This is a genomic window from Lactobacillus sp. M0390, from assembly GCF_016102085.1.
Lineage (GTDB): Bacteria > Bacillota > Bacilli > Lactobacillales > Lactobacillaceae > Lactobacillus > Lactobacillus apis.
Window position 1 is genome coordinate 81,024 of the sequence record NZ_JACFPH010000003.1, and the last position, 14,678, is coordinate 95,701.

At 36.7% G+C, this 14,678-nt stretch carries 19 protein-coding genes; 3 read left to right on the forward strand and 16 right to left on the reverse strand.

Going from position 1 to position 14,678, the window contains the following annotated elements:
- Positions 1–4: 4 nt before the first annotated feature.
- The 5 genes from H3R25_RS06730 to rsmG are packed head-to-tail and all read right to left on the reverse strand — an operon-like array spanning position 5 to position 3,508.
- Positions 5–280: a DUF951 domain-containing protein gene (locus H3R25_RS06730; RefSeq protein WP_187158523.1), complete on the reverse strand. Its 276-nt coding sequence runs from the start codon at positions 278–280 to the stop codon at positions 5–7.
- Entirely contained in the window at positions 273–1,160 is an 888-nt protein-coding gene (locus H3R25_RS06735; RefSeq protein WP_187158524.1) for a ParB/RepB/Spo0J family partition protein, read from the reverse strand. The genes H3R25_RS06730 and H3R25_RS06735 overlap by 8 nt, the downstream gene beginning before the upstream one ends.
- Positions 1,138–1,917 (reverse strand): ParA family protein, encoded by a 780-nt coding sequence (locus tag H3R25_RS06740; RefSeq protein ID WP_122034307.1) that lies wholly within the window; start codon positions 1,915–1,917, stop codon positions 1,138–1,140. Before H3R25_RS06740 ends, H3R25_RS06735 begins: the two co-directional genes overlap by 23 nt.
- A 16-nt stretch (positions 1,918–1,933) precedes the next feature.
- On the reverse strand, positions 1,934–2,770 hold the full coding sequence (noc, locus tag H3R25_RS06745) for a nucleoid occlusion protein (protein WP_198194671.1): 837 nt from the start codon (positions 2,768–2,770) through the stop codon (positions 1,934–1,936).
- Between the two features lie 15 nt (positions 2,771–2,785).
- On the reverse strand, positions 2,786–3,508 hold the full coding sequence (rsmG, locus tag H3R25_RS06750) for a 16S rRNA (guanine(527)-N(7))-methyltransferase RsmG (RefSeq protein ID WP_198194672.1): 723 nt from the start codon (positions 3,506–3,508) through the stop codon (positions 2,786–2,788).
- 158 nt (positions 3,509–3,666) lie between these two features.
- On the opposite strand from rsmG, the gene H3R25_RS06755 reads away from it, so the two are divergent.
- Together H3R25_RS06755 and H3R25_RS09185 are read left to right on the forward strand one after the other, a co-directional pair.
- Positions 3,667–4,203: a CvpA family protein gene (locus tag H3R25_RS06755; RefSeq protein WP_122034185.1), complete on the forward strand. Its 537-nt coding sequence runs from the start codon at positions 3,667–3,669 to the stop codon at positions 4,201–4,203.
- Between the two features lie 162 nt (positions 4,204–4,365).
- Positions 4,366–5,454 carry a C39 family peptidase gene (locus H3R25_RS09185; protein WP_370567447.1) on the forward strand — a complete coding sequence of 363 codons (1,089 nt, stop codon included), beginning with the start codon at positions 4,366–4,368 and terminating at the stop codon, positions 5,452–5,454.
- 78 nt (positions 5,455–5,532) lie between these two features.
- Here H3R25_RS09185 and H3R25_RS06765 read toward each other — a convergent pair whose 3' ends face one another.
- The 11 genes from H3R25_RS06765 to yaaA form a co-directional block, all read right to left on the reverse strand.
- Positions 5,533–6,462 carry an FAD:protein FMN transferase gene (locus H3R25_RS06765; protein WP_198194673.1) on the reverse strand — a complete coding sequence of 310 codons (930 nt, stop codon included), beginning with the start codon at positions 6,460–6,462 and terminating at the stop codon, positions 5,533–5,535.
- Positions 6,463–6,470: 8 nt separating this feature from the next.
- Positions 6,471–7,262 carry a tyrosine-protein phosphatase gene (locus H3R25_RS06770; protein WP_198194674.1) on the reverse strand — a complete coding sequence of 264 codons (792 nt, stop codon included), beginning with the start codon at positions 7,260–7,262 and terminating at the stop codon, positions 6,471–6,473.
- 84 nt (positions 7,263–7,346) lie between these two features.
- The gene (locus H3R25_RS06775) at positions 7,347–7,895 is read right to left on the reverse strand and encodes an NADPH-dependent FMN reductase (RefSeq protein WP_187158530.1); all 549 of its coding nucleotides are present in this window, start codon (positions 7,893–7,895) and stop codon (positions 7,347–7,349) included.
- Positions 7,896–7,906: 11 nt separating this feature from the next.
- Positions 7,907–8,446 carry an NADPH-dependent FMN reductase gene (locus H3R25_RS06780; RefSeq protein WP_187158531.1) on the reverse strand — a complete coding sequence of 180 codons (540 nt, stop codon included), beginning with the start codon at positions 8,444–8,446 and terminating at the stop codon, positions 7,907–7,909.
- Between the two features lie 144 nt (positions 8,447–8,590).
- Positions 8,591–9,229: a TetR/AcrR family transcriptional regulator gene (locus H3R25_RS06785; protein WP_187158532.1), complete on the reverse strand. Its 639-nt coding sequence runs from the start codon at positions 9,227–9,229 to the stop codon at positions 8,591–8,593.
- 104 nt (positions 9,230–9,333) lie between these two features.
- The gene (locus tag H3R25_RS06790; protein WP_122034173.1) at positions 9,334–9,552 is read right to left on the reverse strand and encodes a hypothetical protein; all 219 of its coding nucleotides are present in this window, start codon (positions 9,550–9,552) and stop codon (positions 9,334–9,336) included.
- A gap of 484 nt (positions 9,553–10,036) precedes the next feature.
- The gene (locus H3R25_RS06795) at positions 10,037–10,711 is read right to left on the reverse strand and encodes an ABC transporter ATP-binding protein (protein WP_198194675.1); all 675 of its coding nucleotides are present in this window, start codon (positions 10,709–10,711) and stop codon (positions 10,037–10,039) included.
- 1 nt (position 10,712) lies between these two features.
- Positions 10,713–11,774, reverse strand: coding sequence for an FtsX-like permease family protein (locus H3R25_RS06800; RefSeq protein WP_198194676.1), 1,062 nt, complete (start codon positions 11,772–11,774; stop codon positions 10,713–10,715).
- Positions 11,774–12,295: a TetR/AcrR family transcriptional regulator gene (locus H3R25_RS06805; protein WP_198194677.1), complete on the reverse strand. Its 522-nt coding sequence runs from the start codon at positions 12,293–12,295 to the stop codon at positions 11,774–11,776. Before H3R25_RS06805 ends, H3R25_RS06800 begins: the two co-directional genes overlap by 1 nt.
- Before the next feature lie 157 nt (positions 12,296–12,452).
- Positions 12,453–13,058, reverse strand: a complete 606-nt coding sequence (locus H3R25_RS06810; RefSeq protein ID WP_198194678.1) for a histidine phosphatase family protein — start codon at positions 13,056–13,058, stop codon at positions 12,453–12,455.
- A 29-nt stretch (positions 13,059–13,087) separates the two neighbouring features.
- Entirely contained in the window at positions 13,088–13,855 is a 768-nt protein-coding gene (gene yaaA / locus H3R25_RS06815) for a peroxide stress protein YaaA (RefSeq protein WP_198194679.1), read from the reverse strand.
- 62 nt (positions 13,856–13,917) lie between these two features.
- On the opposite strand from yaaA, the gene H3R25_RS06820 reads away from it, so the two are divergent.
- Positions 13,918–14,574: a hypothetical protein gene (locus H3R25_RS06820; protein ID WP_198194680.1), complete on the forward strand. Its 657-nt coding sequence runs from the start codon at positions 13,918–13,920 to the stop codon at positions 14,572–14,574.
- The last annotated feature ends 104 nt before the right edge of the window (positions 14,575–14,678 follow it).

Genomic DNA, 14,678 nt, shown 5'->3' on the forward strand with positions numbered 1-14,678 from the left:
TAAATTAATTATTATCTTGATTAAAATTTGGTTGGGCAATATTTTCCTTTGGTACAAAGAATTCATTTTTCTTATTTACAGGATCATTTGCCTTAGTTAAAACTTTTTTGAGATTATGTTCAAACTTTGATCGCGGCATCATTACAATGTGACCACAGCCCATACACTTTAAACGAATGTCAGCGCCCAAGCGCAAAATTTCCCATTCATTCACTTTACAGGCATGAGGTTTTTTCATCAAAACTGTATCTGCCAAGCTATAAGTGATTGCCTTATTCATCAAGATCAACACCCAAGATATCGAGAATTCTGTTCAGCTCATCGACTGAAGAAAATCCAATTGATAAACGACCGTTACCTTTTTTGCTTTCGGAAATATTAACTTTGGACCCCAACTTATCAGATAATTGATGTTCACTTTCCCTAATAAAGGCTGACTTTTTGGTCGTTTTCTTATGAGGCTTCTTTGCGTTAAGACTAGCTACAAGGGCTTCTACCTTGCGAACAGGCATCCCCTCTTTAACTACTTGCTTGGCAACCTCATCAATTTTATCTTTGTTTTTTAGCCCTAACAGTGTTCTAGCCTGACCCATTGAAAGGTCACCATGCTGCAGAAGGTGCTTGGTTTTGCTAGGCAAAGTAAGCAAACGTAGGTAGTTGGCAATATATGGACGTGATTTGCCCATCCGCTTTGAAACTTCTTCTTGTGTTAAACCCAAGTTCTTTTGCAGCATTTCATAAGCTTGCGCTTCTTCTAACGGTGTCAAATCCTCACGTTGCAAGTTCTCAAGAACAGCCACTTCCATCATTTGGCTTTCGGTAAAGTCACGTACAATCGCTGGAATTGTTGTTTTCTTGGCTAGCTTGGAAGCACGATAACGACGCTCACCTGCAATAATTTCATAACCATTAACGGATTTACGGACAATAATTGGTTGAAAAACGCCGTTTTCCTTAATTGAATCCGATAATTCTTTCAGGGTTTTATCGTCAAAACTCTTACGCGGTTGATAAGGATTGGGCCTGATATCGCCGAGATCAAGGTCCTTGATTTCTTCTTCAGTTTCTTCAATCTGTGGCTCATCCTCAAACAAAGCTTCAATCCCACGGCCAAGACCGCCTTTTCGCTTCATTTCTTTATTTTTTGAGTCTCTTTCCATGATTCTTCAACACCTCCTTAGCTAAATCATCGTATACCTTGGCACCTCTTGAATTAGGTGCGTATTCTGTAATTGCTTCGCCATAACTTGGAGCTTCTGCCAGTTTAGTTATCCGAGGAATAATAGTTTTATAAACCTTATCTGTGAAGTAAGATTTTACCTCTTTAACAACTTCTGCGCCTAAATTAGTTCGTGCATCCAGCATAGTCATCAATACGCCTTCAACACCTAAGTCCTTGTTAAAGTGCTTTTGAACTAGACGAATGGTATTAAGCAATTGACTTAGCCCTTCCATTGCATAGTACTCACTTTGAACTGGAATTAAAATTGAATTTGAAGCTGTAAAGGCATTAATTGATAATTGTCCTAAAGAAGGCGGACAATCAATGAAAATGAAATCATAATCGCCACTAACTGTATCAAGCGCTGACTTTAGTCTTGTTTCGCGTGCCATCATGCTGATTAGTTCAGTTTCTGCTCCTGAAAGATTAATGGTGGCTGGCACCAAATCCAGCTTATCAGTTGAAGTATGGAAAATTGTGTCTTTGAGTGGAACATCGTTAATCAACACACTGTAAATATCTTGATCAATTTCCGATTTTTCAATTCCTAAACCAGAAGTTGCATTCCCCTGAGGATCAATATCGACAATTAAAACGCGATAACCACGTTCTGCAATCGAAGCCGCCAAATTAATAGTGGTGGTGGTTTTACCAACGCCACCCTTTTGGTTAGCAACCGAAATTACACTTACCATATTTTCCATGTGCAACCTACTTTCTCTTTAATTCAATCGTAATCATATAGTCGTCAGGCGTGTTATTTTCTTTGACCTTAACCTTGATACCCGATTCCTTGGCTAACTTAACTGCACGCTTGATTGTGTTAATTTGAACCTGCATGTCTTTAGGTACCCGATTAACAGCACGCTTTGTCTTTTCTGCCTTATCTTGGTCTTTTTTGTTTTCAAAGTAGCCATCAATATCTTTGACAATTTTTTCTGTGTCGCTAACGTTGAGGTTATTAGCCAATATTTCGTCTAACACACGTCCTTGGTCCTTCTGACTTAAACCTACCAGACAACGGCCATGACGTGGCGAAATTTCTCCACTAGCTAGATAACTTTGAACTTTAGGCGATAACTTCAACAATCTCATTTTGTTGGCAACATATGATTGAGATTTACCAATATTTTGCGCAAGAGCTGTTTGCGTCAAATTATTTAGTTTCATTAAATTATTATATGCTTGCGCCTCATCGATTGGATTTAAGTCTTCTCTTTGTAAGTTTTCAATCAGCGCTAATGATGCAGCTTGAGCTTCATCCATATTGTTAACAATTGCAGGAATGGTTTCCCAGCCTAATTGCTTAGCAGCACGAAAACGGCGCTCACCTGCAATAATTTCATATTGCTCGCCCTGTTCGCGAACCACAATTGGTTGCAGCAATCCTTCCTTATCAAGCGTCGTTGCTAATTCACGAATTGACTCATCGGAAAACTCACGTCTTGGTTGATAAGAATTTGGAACGATTTTAGTTAATTCAATATCTTGAATTTGTTTATCTTTAGGAATTTCATCGTGATGTCTTAAAGAAGAAAATAGTGACATGTGATTGTCCCCCTATTAATGAATTGGTTTACGATGCGGTGTTCCCGCTTGTCGTGGATATTTCTTGGGTGTCATTTTGACTTTTTGAACAAGAATCAGCGTTCTTTCTTCGTCACTATAAGGTAATTGCAGTTCTTCAACCTCACTGACCTTGCCACCAAGAGTTGTGATTGCCTTTTGACTATCTTTTAACTCATCATCAGCTTTAGGCCCCTTAAGTGCAATGAAGCTACCATCTTTTTTAACTAGCGGTAAGCAATATTCACTCAATACCGCCATATTGGCAACTGCACGAGCAGTTACAAGATCAAACTGTTCACGGTATTGCTTATTTTGACCGACATCTTCGGCGCGACCATGAACAAGTGTTACATCCTTTAGATCTAACTTATTAACAAGTTCTTGCAAAAAAGTTAATCGCTTACCTAGAGAATCGACAATAGTGACTTTGATTTCTGGTTTTATAATTTTGAGCGGAATTGATGGGAAACCCGCACCAGCACCAACATCGCATAATTCACTGCCTGATTTAAAAAGTTCATCAAACATGAATAGTGGCGTAACACTATCAAAAAAGTGCTTAAGATAAACATCATTTTCTTCAGTAATTCGCGTGAGGTTAACATGCTGATTAGCTTCAATCAAACTAGTAAAGTATTGGTTAAATTGGTTGATTTGCTTTTCATTTAATTTAAAATTACGCTTTGATAATTCTTGGACAAATTGTTCAGGATTCATTTTTCACCCGTGAAACCTTGTTTCACACCCTATAAATTTAACGCTAAAAGCGGCTTATTGTAAAGCCATTATATCTTATTAATTATGAAATATTTTTTGACTGCCGTCAAAGTCTAAATCAGCAAAAATACGCTATAATATCGTCAAAGGAGATCTATATGATTGTTACTTTAATTGTTTTAGTCTATTTGGCCCTAAAAACATATAAGGGATACCAAACCGGTTTTACCAAATTAATTATTAATTTAATTTTCGCAGCAGTTGTTTTTATCGCTGCAATCTTATTCCAAAATCCTGTTGGCAATTGGCTCTATAGTCAAATTACTGGTCAAAACATTCAAACCAGTTTGACTCCCAGTACCAATTTAATGATTTTTCGGTTCTTAGCCTTTTTCATCATTTTATTTGTTGGTAAATGGTTAATCAAAATTGTTAAGGGCTGGTTTCCAAGCAAAAAGCCACACTCAACCAGTTTTGGTACCCTTTTAGATGGTGTTTTAGGCGCAACCGCTCAATTTTTTGCTAGCTACTTTTTCGTTTATATAATTTTGTCAATGCTCAATGCTTTGCAAAATCCATGGTTTATTCAACAAACACTTAATTCACCATTTTTACGTTTTATAATTTATAGTACACCAGGCCTATCTAACGGTATGTTCAACTATATTTTTAGTATTAGTCGGACAGCTGCATAAAAAAGTCAAATAAATGAAAAAGCAACTACGATTGCTTTTTTTGTTATCTTTTTTCAGATTAACTTTTTCCATTTAAAAATATGACAAATTAATTGGTGATTGTAGTAAACTAGTTTTGGTAAGATTATTTAGCAATAATATATGAAATTTTGGAGGAAAAAAGTGGATAAAAAATCAGTGCTTAAAAAAATAAAGACACTTTCTGCTGCAATCTTGCTTGCTGCTCCGGTTGCAAGCTCAAGTATCGTTTCAGTTGTTAGCGCTGCTGATGAGGCTCAATCACCTCAAAGCAGTCAAACAGCTCAAACACAGCAACCTAGTCAAACTGAACAATCAGGTAAAACTGACCAAACAGATCAAACTGGGAAAGCTGATCAAACAAAGACACCGTCTTCATCTGATCAGACAAAAGCGCCTTCGACCACTAATAAGGGGCAAACAACAACAGCTTCAAATAAAAAGGTTAAGACTTTTAAAGTAGCAATTGTTAAGAAGAACTACGGCATTTATCAAGGCAATTTTGAGAACAAAAAATCTAGCTCAAAATACTTCCACAAGACTTTTAATGTCAGCAAAACTTTTACCCACAACGGTAAAAAATACTACTGGATTAACCAAAAGGGCAAGCCAACAATTGGCTATATTAACAAAAACGCTGTAGCAACACCTAACCAAGCTAAAATTGTTAAGGCGCCATATGTCAGCCAATATGTTCCAGTTAAAACACCTTGGGGCTGTGCAGGTGCTTCAATGTCAATGCTACTTGGCTCACAAGGTCAAAAGATTACTGCAAGTTTCTTAAAGAAAGTACAAGACAACTTACCAATGCAACCAACTAAGGGTGGTCAAAAAGGTAATGTTTATACTGGTGTCGGTTTTGGCTATGTAATCAGCCCAGGTGCTTTAGCTAAATATGCTCGTACCTTTAAGACAGGTAAAAATGTTATTAACATTTCTAGCAAGAAATTAACCTTAGACGACATTAGAATGTACGTTCAAGGTGGAAAGCCAGTTCTTTACTACGGCTTCTCTTCATACCAAAAACCTGGTGACAATGTACGCAACCACTGCAAAGTTATTGTTGGCTATGAAAAAGGTAAATTCCTAGTTTATGACCCTCTATACTACTCAAAGCATGATGGTGCTGGTACTGGTGGTAAGAATATGAACTACGACCATGGTGCAATTGCTTGGCTTCCAAAAGCAACAATTCAACACGAATTTTGCCACAAGGCTATCACTATTAAATAAACTCAATTATCTTAAAAACCGAAGCTGATTAAATCTCAGTTTCGGTTTTTTGCTACTTAATAAAAACAGTTTTTATCTCTACAGATCAAAATTATCATATTCAACGTGTTCATCATTATATACAAAAACGGCACCAATTCGATCAGGATCATCATGCCAGCCTTCAATTGGATGTCCCGCAAAGAAAAGCCGTTTGCATTCGATTTCAGCTTCAACTGAATCCTTAGTAAAAGTAGTTATACCAGCCAAATCAGTTTCTACTGGATAGCCAGTTCTTGGATCAATCAAATGATGATACTTATGACCATCTACAACTAGATAGCGCTCATAAGTACCACTGGTTACAGCTGAGCACTCTGGAACCGTTACTGTTGAAATGTTATTACCACGTGGCTTTTTAGGGTCTTGAACACCAACCGTCCACTGACCACTCGCACGCTTAGGCGAATCATTAACAAGCAAAATGTTACCACCAAGATTGATGATGCCAGCTCTAACGCCGTAAGCATGCCAAAAGTCACGAATTCGATCAGCAATCCAGCCCTTAGCAATGCCACCTAAGTCGAGTTCCATTCCCGGTTTTTTCAAATAGACTGTTTGATTTTCATCATCTAGTTCAACACTAAATGGATCAATTAATTTCATTTTTTCTTGTATCTGTTCATCAGTAGGAACATGCGCATCCTTAAAGCCAATTGCCCATAGTTTAACTAACGGACCAATCAATGCATTAAAGCCAAAGTTTTCGCGGCTTTGTTCAACTGCTAACTTAACCAAACCATAGACAGCACTTGAAACCTGCACTGGTCGTTGACCTGCAGCGTGATTAATATCCATTACTTCTGAATTTTCACGATTTACCGTCAATAAATCTTCGTAGTGATCAATCAGATCAAACGTTTCATTAATCAAAGTATCATCAGTTGTACCAAAAATTTGTAAAGTAATTGAAGTACCTAAGGCATGATGCTGACCTGTTGCCTGCTCTAAAGTTAAATTTTCAATCATTATGTTTTCTATTTCTCCAAGTATTTTTCTCTAATTAGTTCTTGCATTTGGTCATCAATCTCAAGTTCATTAGTAATGTATGAATCAAGACCACCAAAATTTTCATTTATAGTGATTAAGCTGGTGTCAAAATAAGAATTAGCAACCGAGCCTAAAACACGCATATTAGCGCGGAAATTATCATTTTCTCCTACCTGCTTAAAGTGCTGATCACGAACTGCACGATAATCATTCAACATGTAGTTTGAATAAAGATAGTCCTGCCGAATTACTTCCATATCTACGCCTAAAATGTATAAAATGATAATCGTTACCAGACCTGTGCGGTCCTTACCTTCAGAACAATGGTAAAGAATTGCCCCGTCATCATTTTCTGCTATCAATTCAATAATATGATGAAAGCTTTGCTTGGCTGATTTGCTAAGGATATGGTGATGATAACGTCGACACATCAACTTAAAGCCTGCATATTGGTCTTTACGATATTCAGCAAATTCTTTACTCATATCCAGTCCGTGCCCGCCAGTATTATCTTCAGCAGAAAGTGGACAAGCATAATGCTCTACATTGTCCAGCTCTTTATCTGGATTTTGTTTACATTCAGCTGGTGAACGTAAATCAATAATTGTACGTAAACCGTATTCTAGCAAGTACTGCTCATCAGCTGGCGTTATTTCACTTATATTACCAGTTCTCAGTAGACGGTGTGTTCGAATTTTACGGCCATCAGATCCTACATATCCTCCAATATCACGGGGATTACGAACAGATTTTATTGGCAAGACAATTGGGGCAGTCATAGACAATTTCCTTCCTAACAAAAATAACCGGATAGTTAATCCTATCCGGTTATTTTACTCTCTGCTAAACAATCTAGCAAAAGATTATTTGTTTGCTTGTTCAATAAACTTGAAGAAGTTATCCATCATACCGTCTAATTGCTTGATTGTTGCTTCGTCAGTTAATTCACCAGTTTCTTTGTCAAACTTGCTTGGAGCTTGACCAATCAAAACTTCGTTACCTGGCAAAACATTAGCACTCATATCTGGTGAAAGTAAAATTTCACGCATATCTTCTTGTGCACGACCAGTACCTTGAGTACCGTATGAAGCACCAGCAACAGCAACTGGCTTCATCTTCATTACGTTAGGACCAGCGTGTGAACCTAACCATTCAAGACTGCTCTTTAATGCAGCAGGAATAGTGTGGTCATATTCTGGTGTAGTGATGATGATACCATCAGCATTCTTAACGTCTTCAATCCAAGGCTTGATAGTTTCATCAGCCATTTCTGTTCTACAGAATGGTGTTAACTTATCAATTTCTTTTACTTCAATATCTGCTTTGTCACCATAACGCTTAGCAATAAACTTTGCTAAAAAACGATTGTATGAGAAATCAGCGTTTGTACCAACAATTGCTAAAATTTTCATTCTTGGTCCTCCTACTTAGTAACTTGTGCGTACCAACTATCAACTTCATCGAAGAAGTGACCTAAGAATTCAACAGAAGACTTATCAGTTAAGTCACCATTTTCATCAAATTGTTGAGGTGCAACACCCATCATAAACTCATCGCCGTTAAAAATCTTAGCACCAAAGCCAGGTGCAGTCATCAAACTCTTTAAACGACTTTGTGAACGTGAAGCACCTTGAGGCATTGGAGAAGTTGAAACAATAGCAACTGGCTTACCCTTAAATGGGTGTGTTGCACTTGATAACCATTCAAGTGCGCTACTTAAAGCACTAGTTACAGAGTGTTGTTGCTCTGGTGAACCGATCAAGACCAAATCAGCATCTTCAATTTCTTTAGTCAAAGTTTGAATAGCTTCAGGAGCGTCTTCACCTTCTTTAAACATTGGCAAGCCTTTAACAGTTGCTAGTTTAAAGTCATATTTGTCAGCAAATTCCTTAGAGATAAACTTAAGTAATGCTTCATTAAACGAATTATTGGCATTTGAACCAGATAATGCAAGGATTTTCATAAAAACCACCTTTCAAGAAAAATAATTTCTTAAATAATTATAACATCATCTGTATTTTTTGAACAAAAAACATAATCATAAACCTATAGAAGTTTAATCTTTTTATTCTATAACCCTTGTTATATATGGGTTTTTCTTAAGAAATTATTTTTTATGATTTTTTTTCTTTTTTGCTCTAGCTTCTTTAACATCTTCAGTATCGAACAGAGAAACGGTGCTAGTCTCACTTAGCCAATCGTTAATAACCGCGTCATTAAGCTGCGCAGACAGCACGTTTACGATTTGCGTTTGCGAAAAGCTTGCAATGCCATTAACGATTAAAGACGCAATTCCGATAGTGGTAATCCAATTGGCAATTACAATGTTTTTGATTTTTTCATTTGTATGGCTGTCATCCGGATACTGCTCTTTAAACTTAAGAATTCCGAGCTCAATCAAAGTATCTGAAATAACTTTGCTGCCAAACTTTCCATCAACAAACATTGCACGAAAAAGATTTTCATGTTGCTCAGCAAATTCAATGTACGACAAATCCATATCTACCATAGGTTCACTGGTATATTGCTTTTGCAAAATATTACTTCTAAGGCTGTCCGCAATTTGCCGCAAAACCTCGTTGCGCAGCTCATCCATGCTCTCAAACTCAAGATACAATGGCTGTGTTGAAAAGTGGCCTGCTTTAGCAATATTTCGGGCAGTTAAGCTTTCAATACCATCTTTAACAACCATTTTATAAGCAATAGCTAAAATTTTCTTTTTCCCAATTTCTTTTTTTCTTGCCATAAGGTTTTTTCCTTGATTAATTTAGTACCTATAATTTTCCCTGCTCGTTATTAGGTAATTACGGCAGTCAAACCATTAAACTGCCCATACCTGCAGAAAACTCTTTAATTTTCGTTATCCGAAAATTCATCGTAATATGACGAAACCATATCACTAATTTCGTCTTTACTTAGACCTTGTGATGCGCAAAATGAAAAGAATGCAGCTGATAAAATATAGCCTCTCTCGCGATCATCCGTTAAATTGTCAGAAAATCTCAAGTTAATACTTTGATTCTCATAATCTGTTGTTATTTCAATTGCTTTATCTTCTGGAAGTTCCATTTTCTACCTCAATTTTTCATTACTTAACTCTTGGCTTGTCACTCAATTTTCTATAGCTATTTGCTATGGCGTAAAATCGCGACTCCACAATACAAAAACATCTTCTTTAACATAATTTTTTGCTATTTTCTCTTAAAAAAACATTTCGGTTCAAATGACTAATAATTGTCTTAAAGAAACCTAATTTTTAATCGGTTTATTGAATTGACAACAGTACCATCTCATAAAATAACAATTAATTATCCAATGATAAGAATAGTAAATTTAAAACTATTTTGTCAAGAACAATATGCTATTTTATACCTAAAAATATTAGTTACTCTAATAGTATCAACGAATAACGTTACCTAATAATAAACCCGAAAAGTGAAAATTTACTATTAAAAAGCAATAAAAAATAGCTAGTTTAATTATTGTTAAAACTGTTCGTACACAATAACAAAATAATTAAGCCAGCTATGACAGGTATATACTAATTAAAGAACTACTGTTTTTTTATCATTTCACCATCCATCATTTCGTAAATATGATCAGCATATTTTTCCAATCTCGGATCATGGGTCACTAAAATGACTGCCTTTTGGTAATTTTTGGCAAGGTTTTTAAACAAATGACCTACTTCATCTACATTTTTACTATCAAGTGATGCTGTTGGCTCATCTGCCAGTAAAATTTTGGGGTTGGCATAAAGTGCCCGAGCAATTGCGGCACGTTGCTGCTGACCCCCAGACAGCTCACTCGGATACTTATTTACTAGTCCGGTAATTCCCAACTGCTCTAATAAATTGTCCATTGTTGCTTGGTTAAGATTTCCCTGCTTCTTCACATGATCAACAAGTTCAAACTGCTCTTTAACTGTTAAAAAAGGAATCAAGTTGTATGCCTGCAAAACAAAACCAATCTGATTCAAACGCAATGCATTACTTTGCTTAGCAGAAATATTAGCAATATCTTCACCGTTAATGTAAACCTGTCCAGAAGTTGGTTTTTGTAAAGAACCTGCGATCGTTAAAAAGGTGCTTTTACCTGCTCCAGACGGTCCCATGATTAGGACGACTTCGCCTTCATTGGCTTTGAAATCTATTTGCTTGAGTGCCTGAACTTCTGCCGCACCTGTTCCGTATACTTTTTGAACATTTTTTAATTCAATAACTGCCATTTTATTCACCTATCGCCTTAGCCGGATCTACCTTTAAAATTGATCTAACTGGAATTAAGCTACCGATAATTCCAGTTAATAGCATGCCGCATGTTCCACTTAAAATAATTTGTGGTGTAAAGCTCATTGGAACCGCAGCAGGCAGAACTTTTGCTGTTAACCACATTGCAGCCAAACCAATAATTACCCCAACTACAACCAAAATAACCGATTGGCTGACTGTTGCTGCTACTAAAGTTCTACTTGGAATTCCTTGAGCCCTCATTACAGCAAAATTATGCATCTTTTGCATTGTCAGAATGTACAAAAAGACTGCAATAATAATTAACGAAATAACGAACAGAAAGCCAATCATTAATTGGAAAGTCATGTTTTGAGCTGTGTAACCCGGCAGCTTTTTAATGAACTGAGCAATCGGGTAAGTCTTACTGTTAGCGTGATTATAATTGTAATTTGCATTCCGAGAAATTATTGCAGATGCCTTTATATTAGGCATCCCTTGACGTAATTTGCGCCAACTTGCTAACGAACCATAAATAATTGGTGCAATATTTATTTTGGCATTTTTGACAAAACCAACAATACGATACTTGTTTGCGGAGCCGTTTAATTCAAGCTTGTCACCTAGTTTATAGCCTTTTGTCTGAAAGGCTTGATCGACCACAACTTCGCGATCTTTTTTGGCTTTTCTACCAGCAATTAATTCTTGATCATCGTAAATAAACTGATCTTTCTTTACCCCAATAAACTGGGCCGAAACCTGTGGGCGGTTACTGTTTTTAGCAACTACTGGTGTTTGACCAAGTAAGGCTTCATTTTTAGTTAGCTTGGTTTTGCTCAAATCATCTTTAGTTAAAAGTGATTGACTCATGCTCACATTAGCATTTTTATTTAATACGACTTGCTTGGCATCCCAAGACTCAATTGCCTGCGTATTTTCACTCGCTAAACCAACTGCTAGTGACGACAAAATAAAGATTAAGTAGCTGATTAGGAAAATCATTAAAATGATTAATCCGTAACGCAGCTTTTCCCGTTTAATTTCTTTAATCGCTAAAAACATTAATCTGACTCCTTCTTAAGTAGCGTCAAGCCCGCCTTAAGCTTAGAAAAGACAAGCTCCTTTTGCGCTGGTTCAACCAGTATTTCCTTAATAGCAGCATGGCTGAGAACCATAGCGCTCCAATTTTGTGGACTTAATTTAACTAACACATCCTGAGGAAATGGTTTACTAACTGTGCTTTCGTTATACAACATTTGCATTTTAACTAATTTAGCATATTTACTACCTTGCGTTTGATTAATGAAATCAACCACATTCTGATAAAAAGTTTCAGGCTGATAGTCTGCTGGCGCCTTAACAAAAGAATGAATCTCTTTCATTGCGAGCTGATACAGATATCTGTAAGCATCAGACAAATCTTCAAAGTACTTGTAAAAAGCTCCACGCGCAATTTCAGCTTCTTTAACAATCCGGGCCACCTGTGCCTCAGCCAACGGATGATTGCTAAATTCGTTGAGTAAAGCTTGGGTAATCTTCTCTTTTTTGTCCTGCGGTAAATTTACGAAAGTTGGTTTTACCATTTCCTCATCTCCTTTTTTTCAAAAAGTGACGCTGTGTCACTTTTTGAAAAATATTAACTCTTATAATTTTTTCCGTCAATCAAAAAGCTCCCGCAATTTTTAGCCAGCCTAAAAATTGGGCAATAAAAAAGAGCTCTTTTTCAAACTCCTTACCTATTTATTTAAGCTCTAACAAACGATTGTAATATTTTATCCTGGCCACATGATCACGGTATGAGATTTTAGCTAATGCGCAGTTATCAATTGTTTCAAATGCATTGATGTCTCCGGCTGTAAAATAGTGGGCAAACATCATTCTAATTAACGTGCCATGACAAACAACCAAAATCTTTTTATCGAGATATTTTTCCTGTAATTCATCAAGGAAGCTGCCGCAACGTTGATCAAGTTCCGCAAAAGTCTCGCCGTGTGGCGCGTATTTAACGTAATTGGCTGCCGCTTTTCCCCATGGATCAAGCGCATCCGGATACTTTTTACCTAATTCCGTTAGGTATTTTCCATCCCACTCACCGAAATTGAACTCTACTAAGCGCTCATCAGTAATTATTTCTTTTTGTCCTTTGGTAAAAATTTGTGCTGTCGTCAACGCCCTTTTCATCGGACTACAAAATACAAGGTCAAATTGATTAGGATCAAAATTTGCTGCAGCTTCTTCTGCATATGTACGCCCTTCTTGGTCAAGGTCATGATCAAACCGTGACCCCTGAATTTTCCTAGTCTTATTTAAATCTGTCTGACCGTGCCGTACAAAAACAATTTCCATGCTAATCTCCATTTACTAACTTATCGGTACTAATGTCGCTTGAAGTCAAAGTCTGTTCGAAAGACATACCTACTAGATGTACTTTCTTCAGCAACAAACTGAAAGCCAAAATCATCAAATTGCTGCAAATCTTCTGGCTGCTTAAGTTGGTTTTCTGAAATAAAACGAACCATTTCACCTCGTGCCATTTTAGCATGAACGCCAACTGTCTTCCATTGCCCATTTTTTTGTTCCTGAAAATCAATCGTAATCATTTGTCGTTTACCAGATAAGTATGGCGTAATATTCTTTGAATATTCCTTTGAAGCCAAATTAATTACGACATCATTTTTATCAAAGAGATTATTGGCCAAAGTTTCGCCCCAATATTTATAAAGGTTGGGTTCTCTAAAACCCAAAACTTTGTTCTTCATCTCTAGGCGGTATGGCCACACACCATCAAATGGCCGCAAAACACCATAGAGACCAGACAAAATGCGCACATTTTTCTGCAGGTATGCCAAGGCTTTAGCCGTAAACAGGTCTGGCGCCATATACTGATATTGAATGCCTGAATAAGAAATAATTGCTGGCGTTAAGCCATCTACTTCAGTTATGTCCAGAGTAGAGAGTTGTTTTTGTCCTTCTTCAGTAGTACGGTCGCTTCCACCCCAAATCGACTTTAATTGCGTGAAACTGCACTTTTTCAAAAAGTCGGATAGTTCTTTTGCCTGAGTTAAAAACTGTGGTTGTGATTTCGCTGCAAAGGCATTAGTATCAACTTTCATTTTCATTGCTGGTGAGATAATAATTTTCATCTTTCGTATTTACCGCCTTTTAGGTTAAACTTAATAGTATGAGTATTAAGGAGAGAGATTTAATGAATCCTGATTTTGCTATTATCTTAAATTTTAAACTAAAAAGTATCAAAGATGTAGATGCTGATTTTTTAGTAAAAACTGCACGCAATATTGGTGCTAGAGCTGTTGCAACCGATCAATTACAAGCTGACTTCGAAAAGGCTTGCGCTAAATATACAATTGCCCTAGTTGATGCACAAACTGGAGTTGATTTAACTCCTGTCAATGTAATTGATGAAATTGTTAATCACCGTAAAGAAGGAAACAGCATATTTATCAATGTTGAAGTGGATTCTGCTAATTCACTTAGTGAGAGCACGACAGAAATGTTCACTACAATCAACAATTGGATGCACATTTTTGGCCATGCTTTAAACGAAAGCGAACCATGCGCATGCACCAGCGACAACGGTTTTATCTTGCAAAACCGTCACATGCAATATCAAAAATATGTTTTTGTTAAAAAGCCACTGGCACAAGAAGTAGTGGTAGATGGTATTGCAGTTGAACCTAACCGAATCGAAATGATCGAAAAACGAACTGAACCAAAATTTAGCTATGAAGATGGCAAACTAACTATTGATTTAGCAGATATTCCTGAAAGTGATTTTGACTGGCAAATTATTCGTGTACAGGAGCACAGGCCAGAAGACGATATTAAAGAAACTAAATTTTAAAATAATAAAGCGGCTAATTATAGCCGCTTTATTTATTTTCTCTTCACATGAGTTTGTGATGTCTCATAAGTATCTTTACTACAATTAATCTTCTAAAGGTCTCA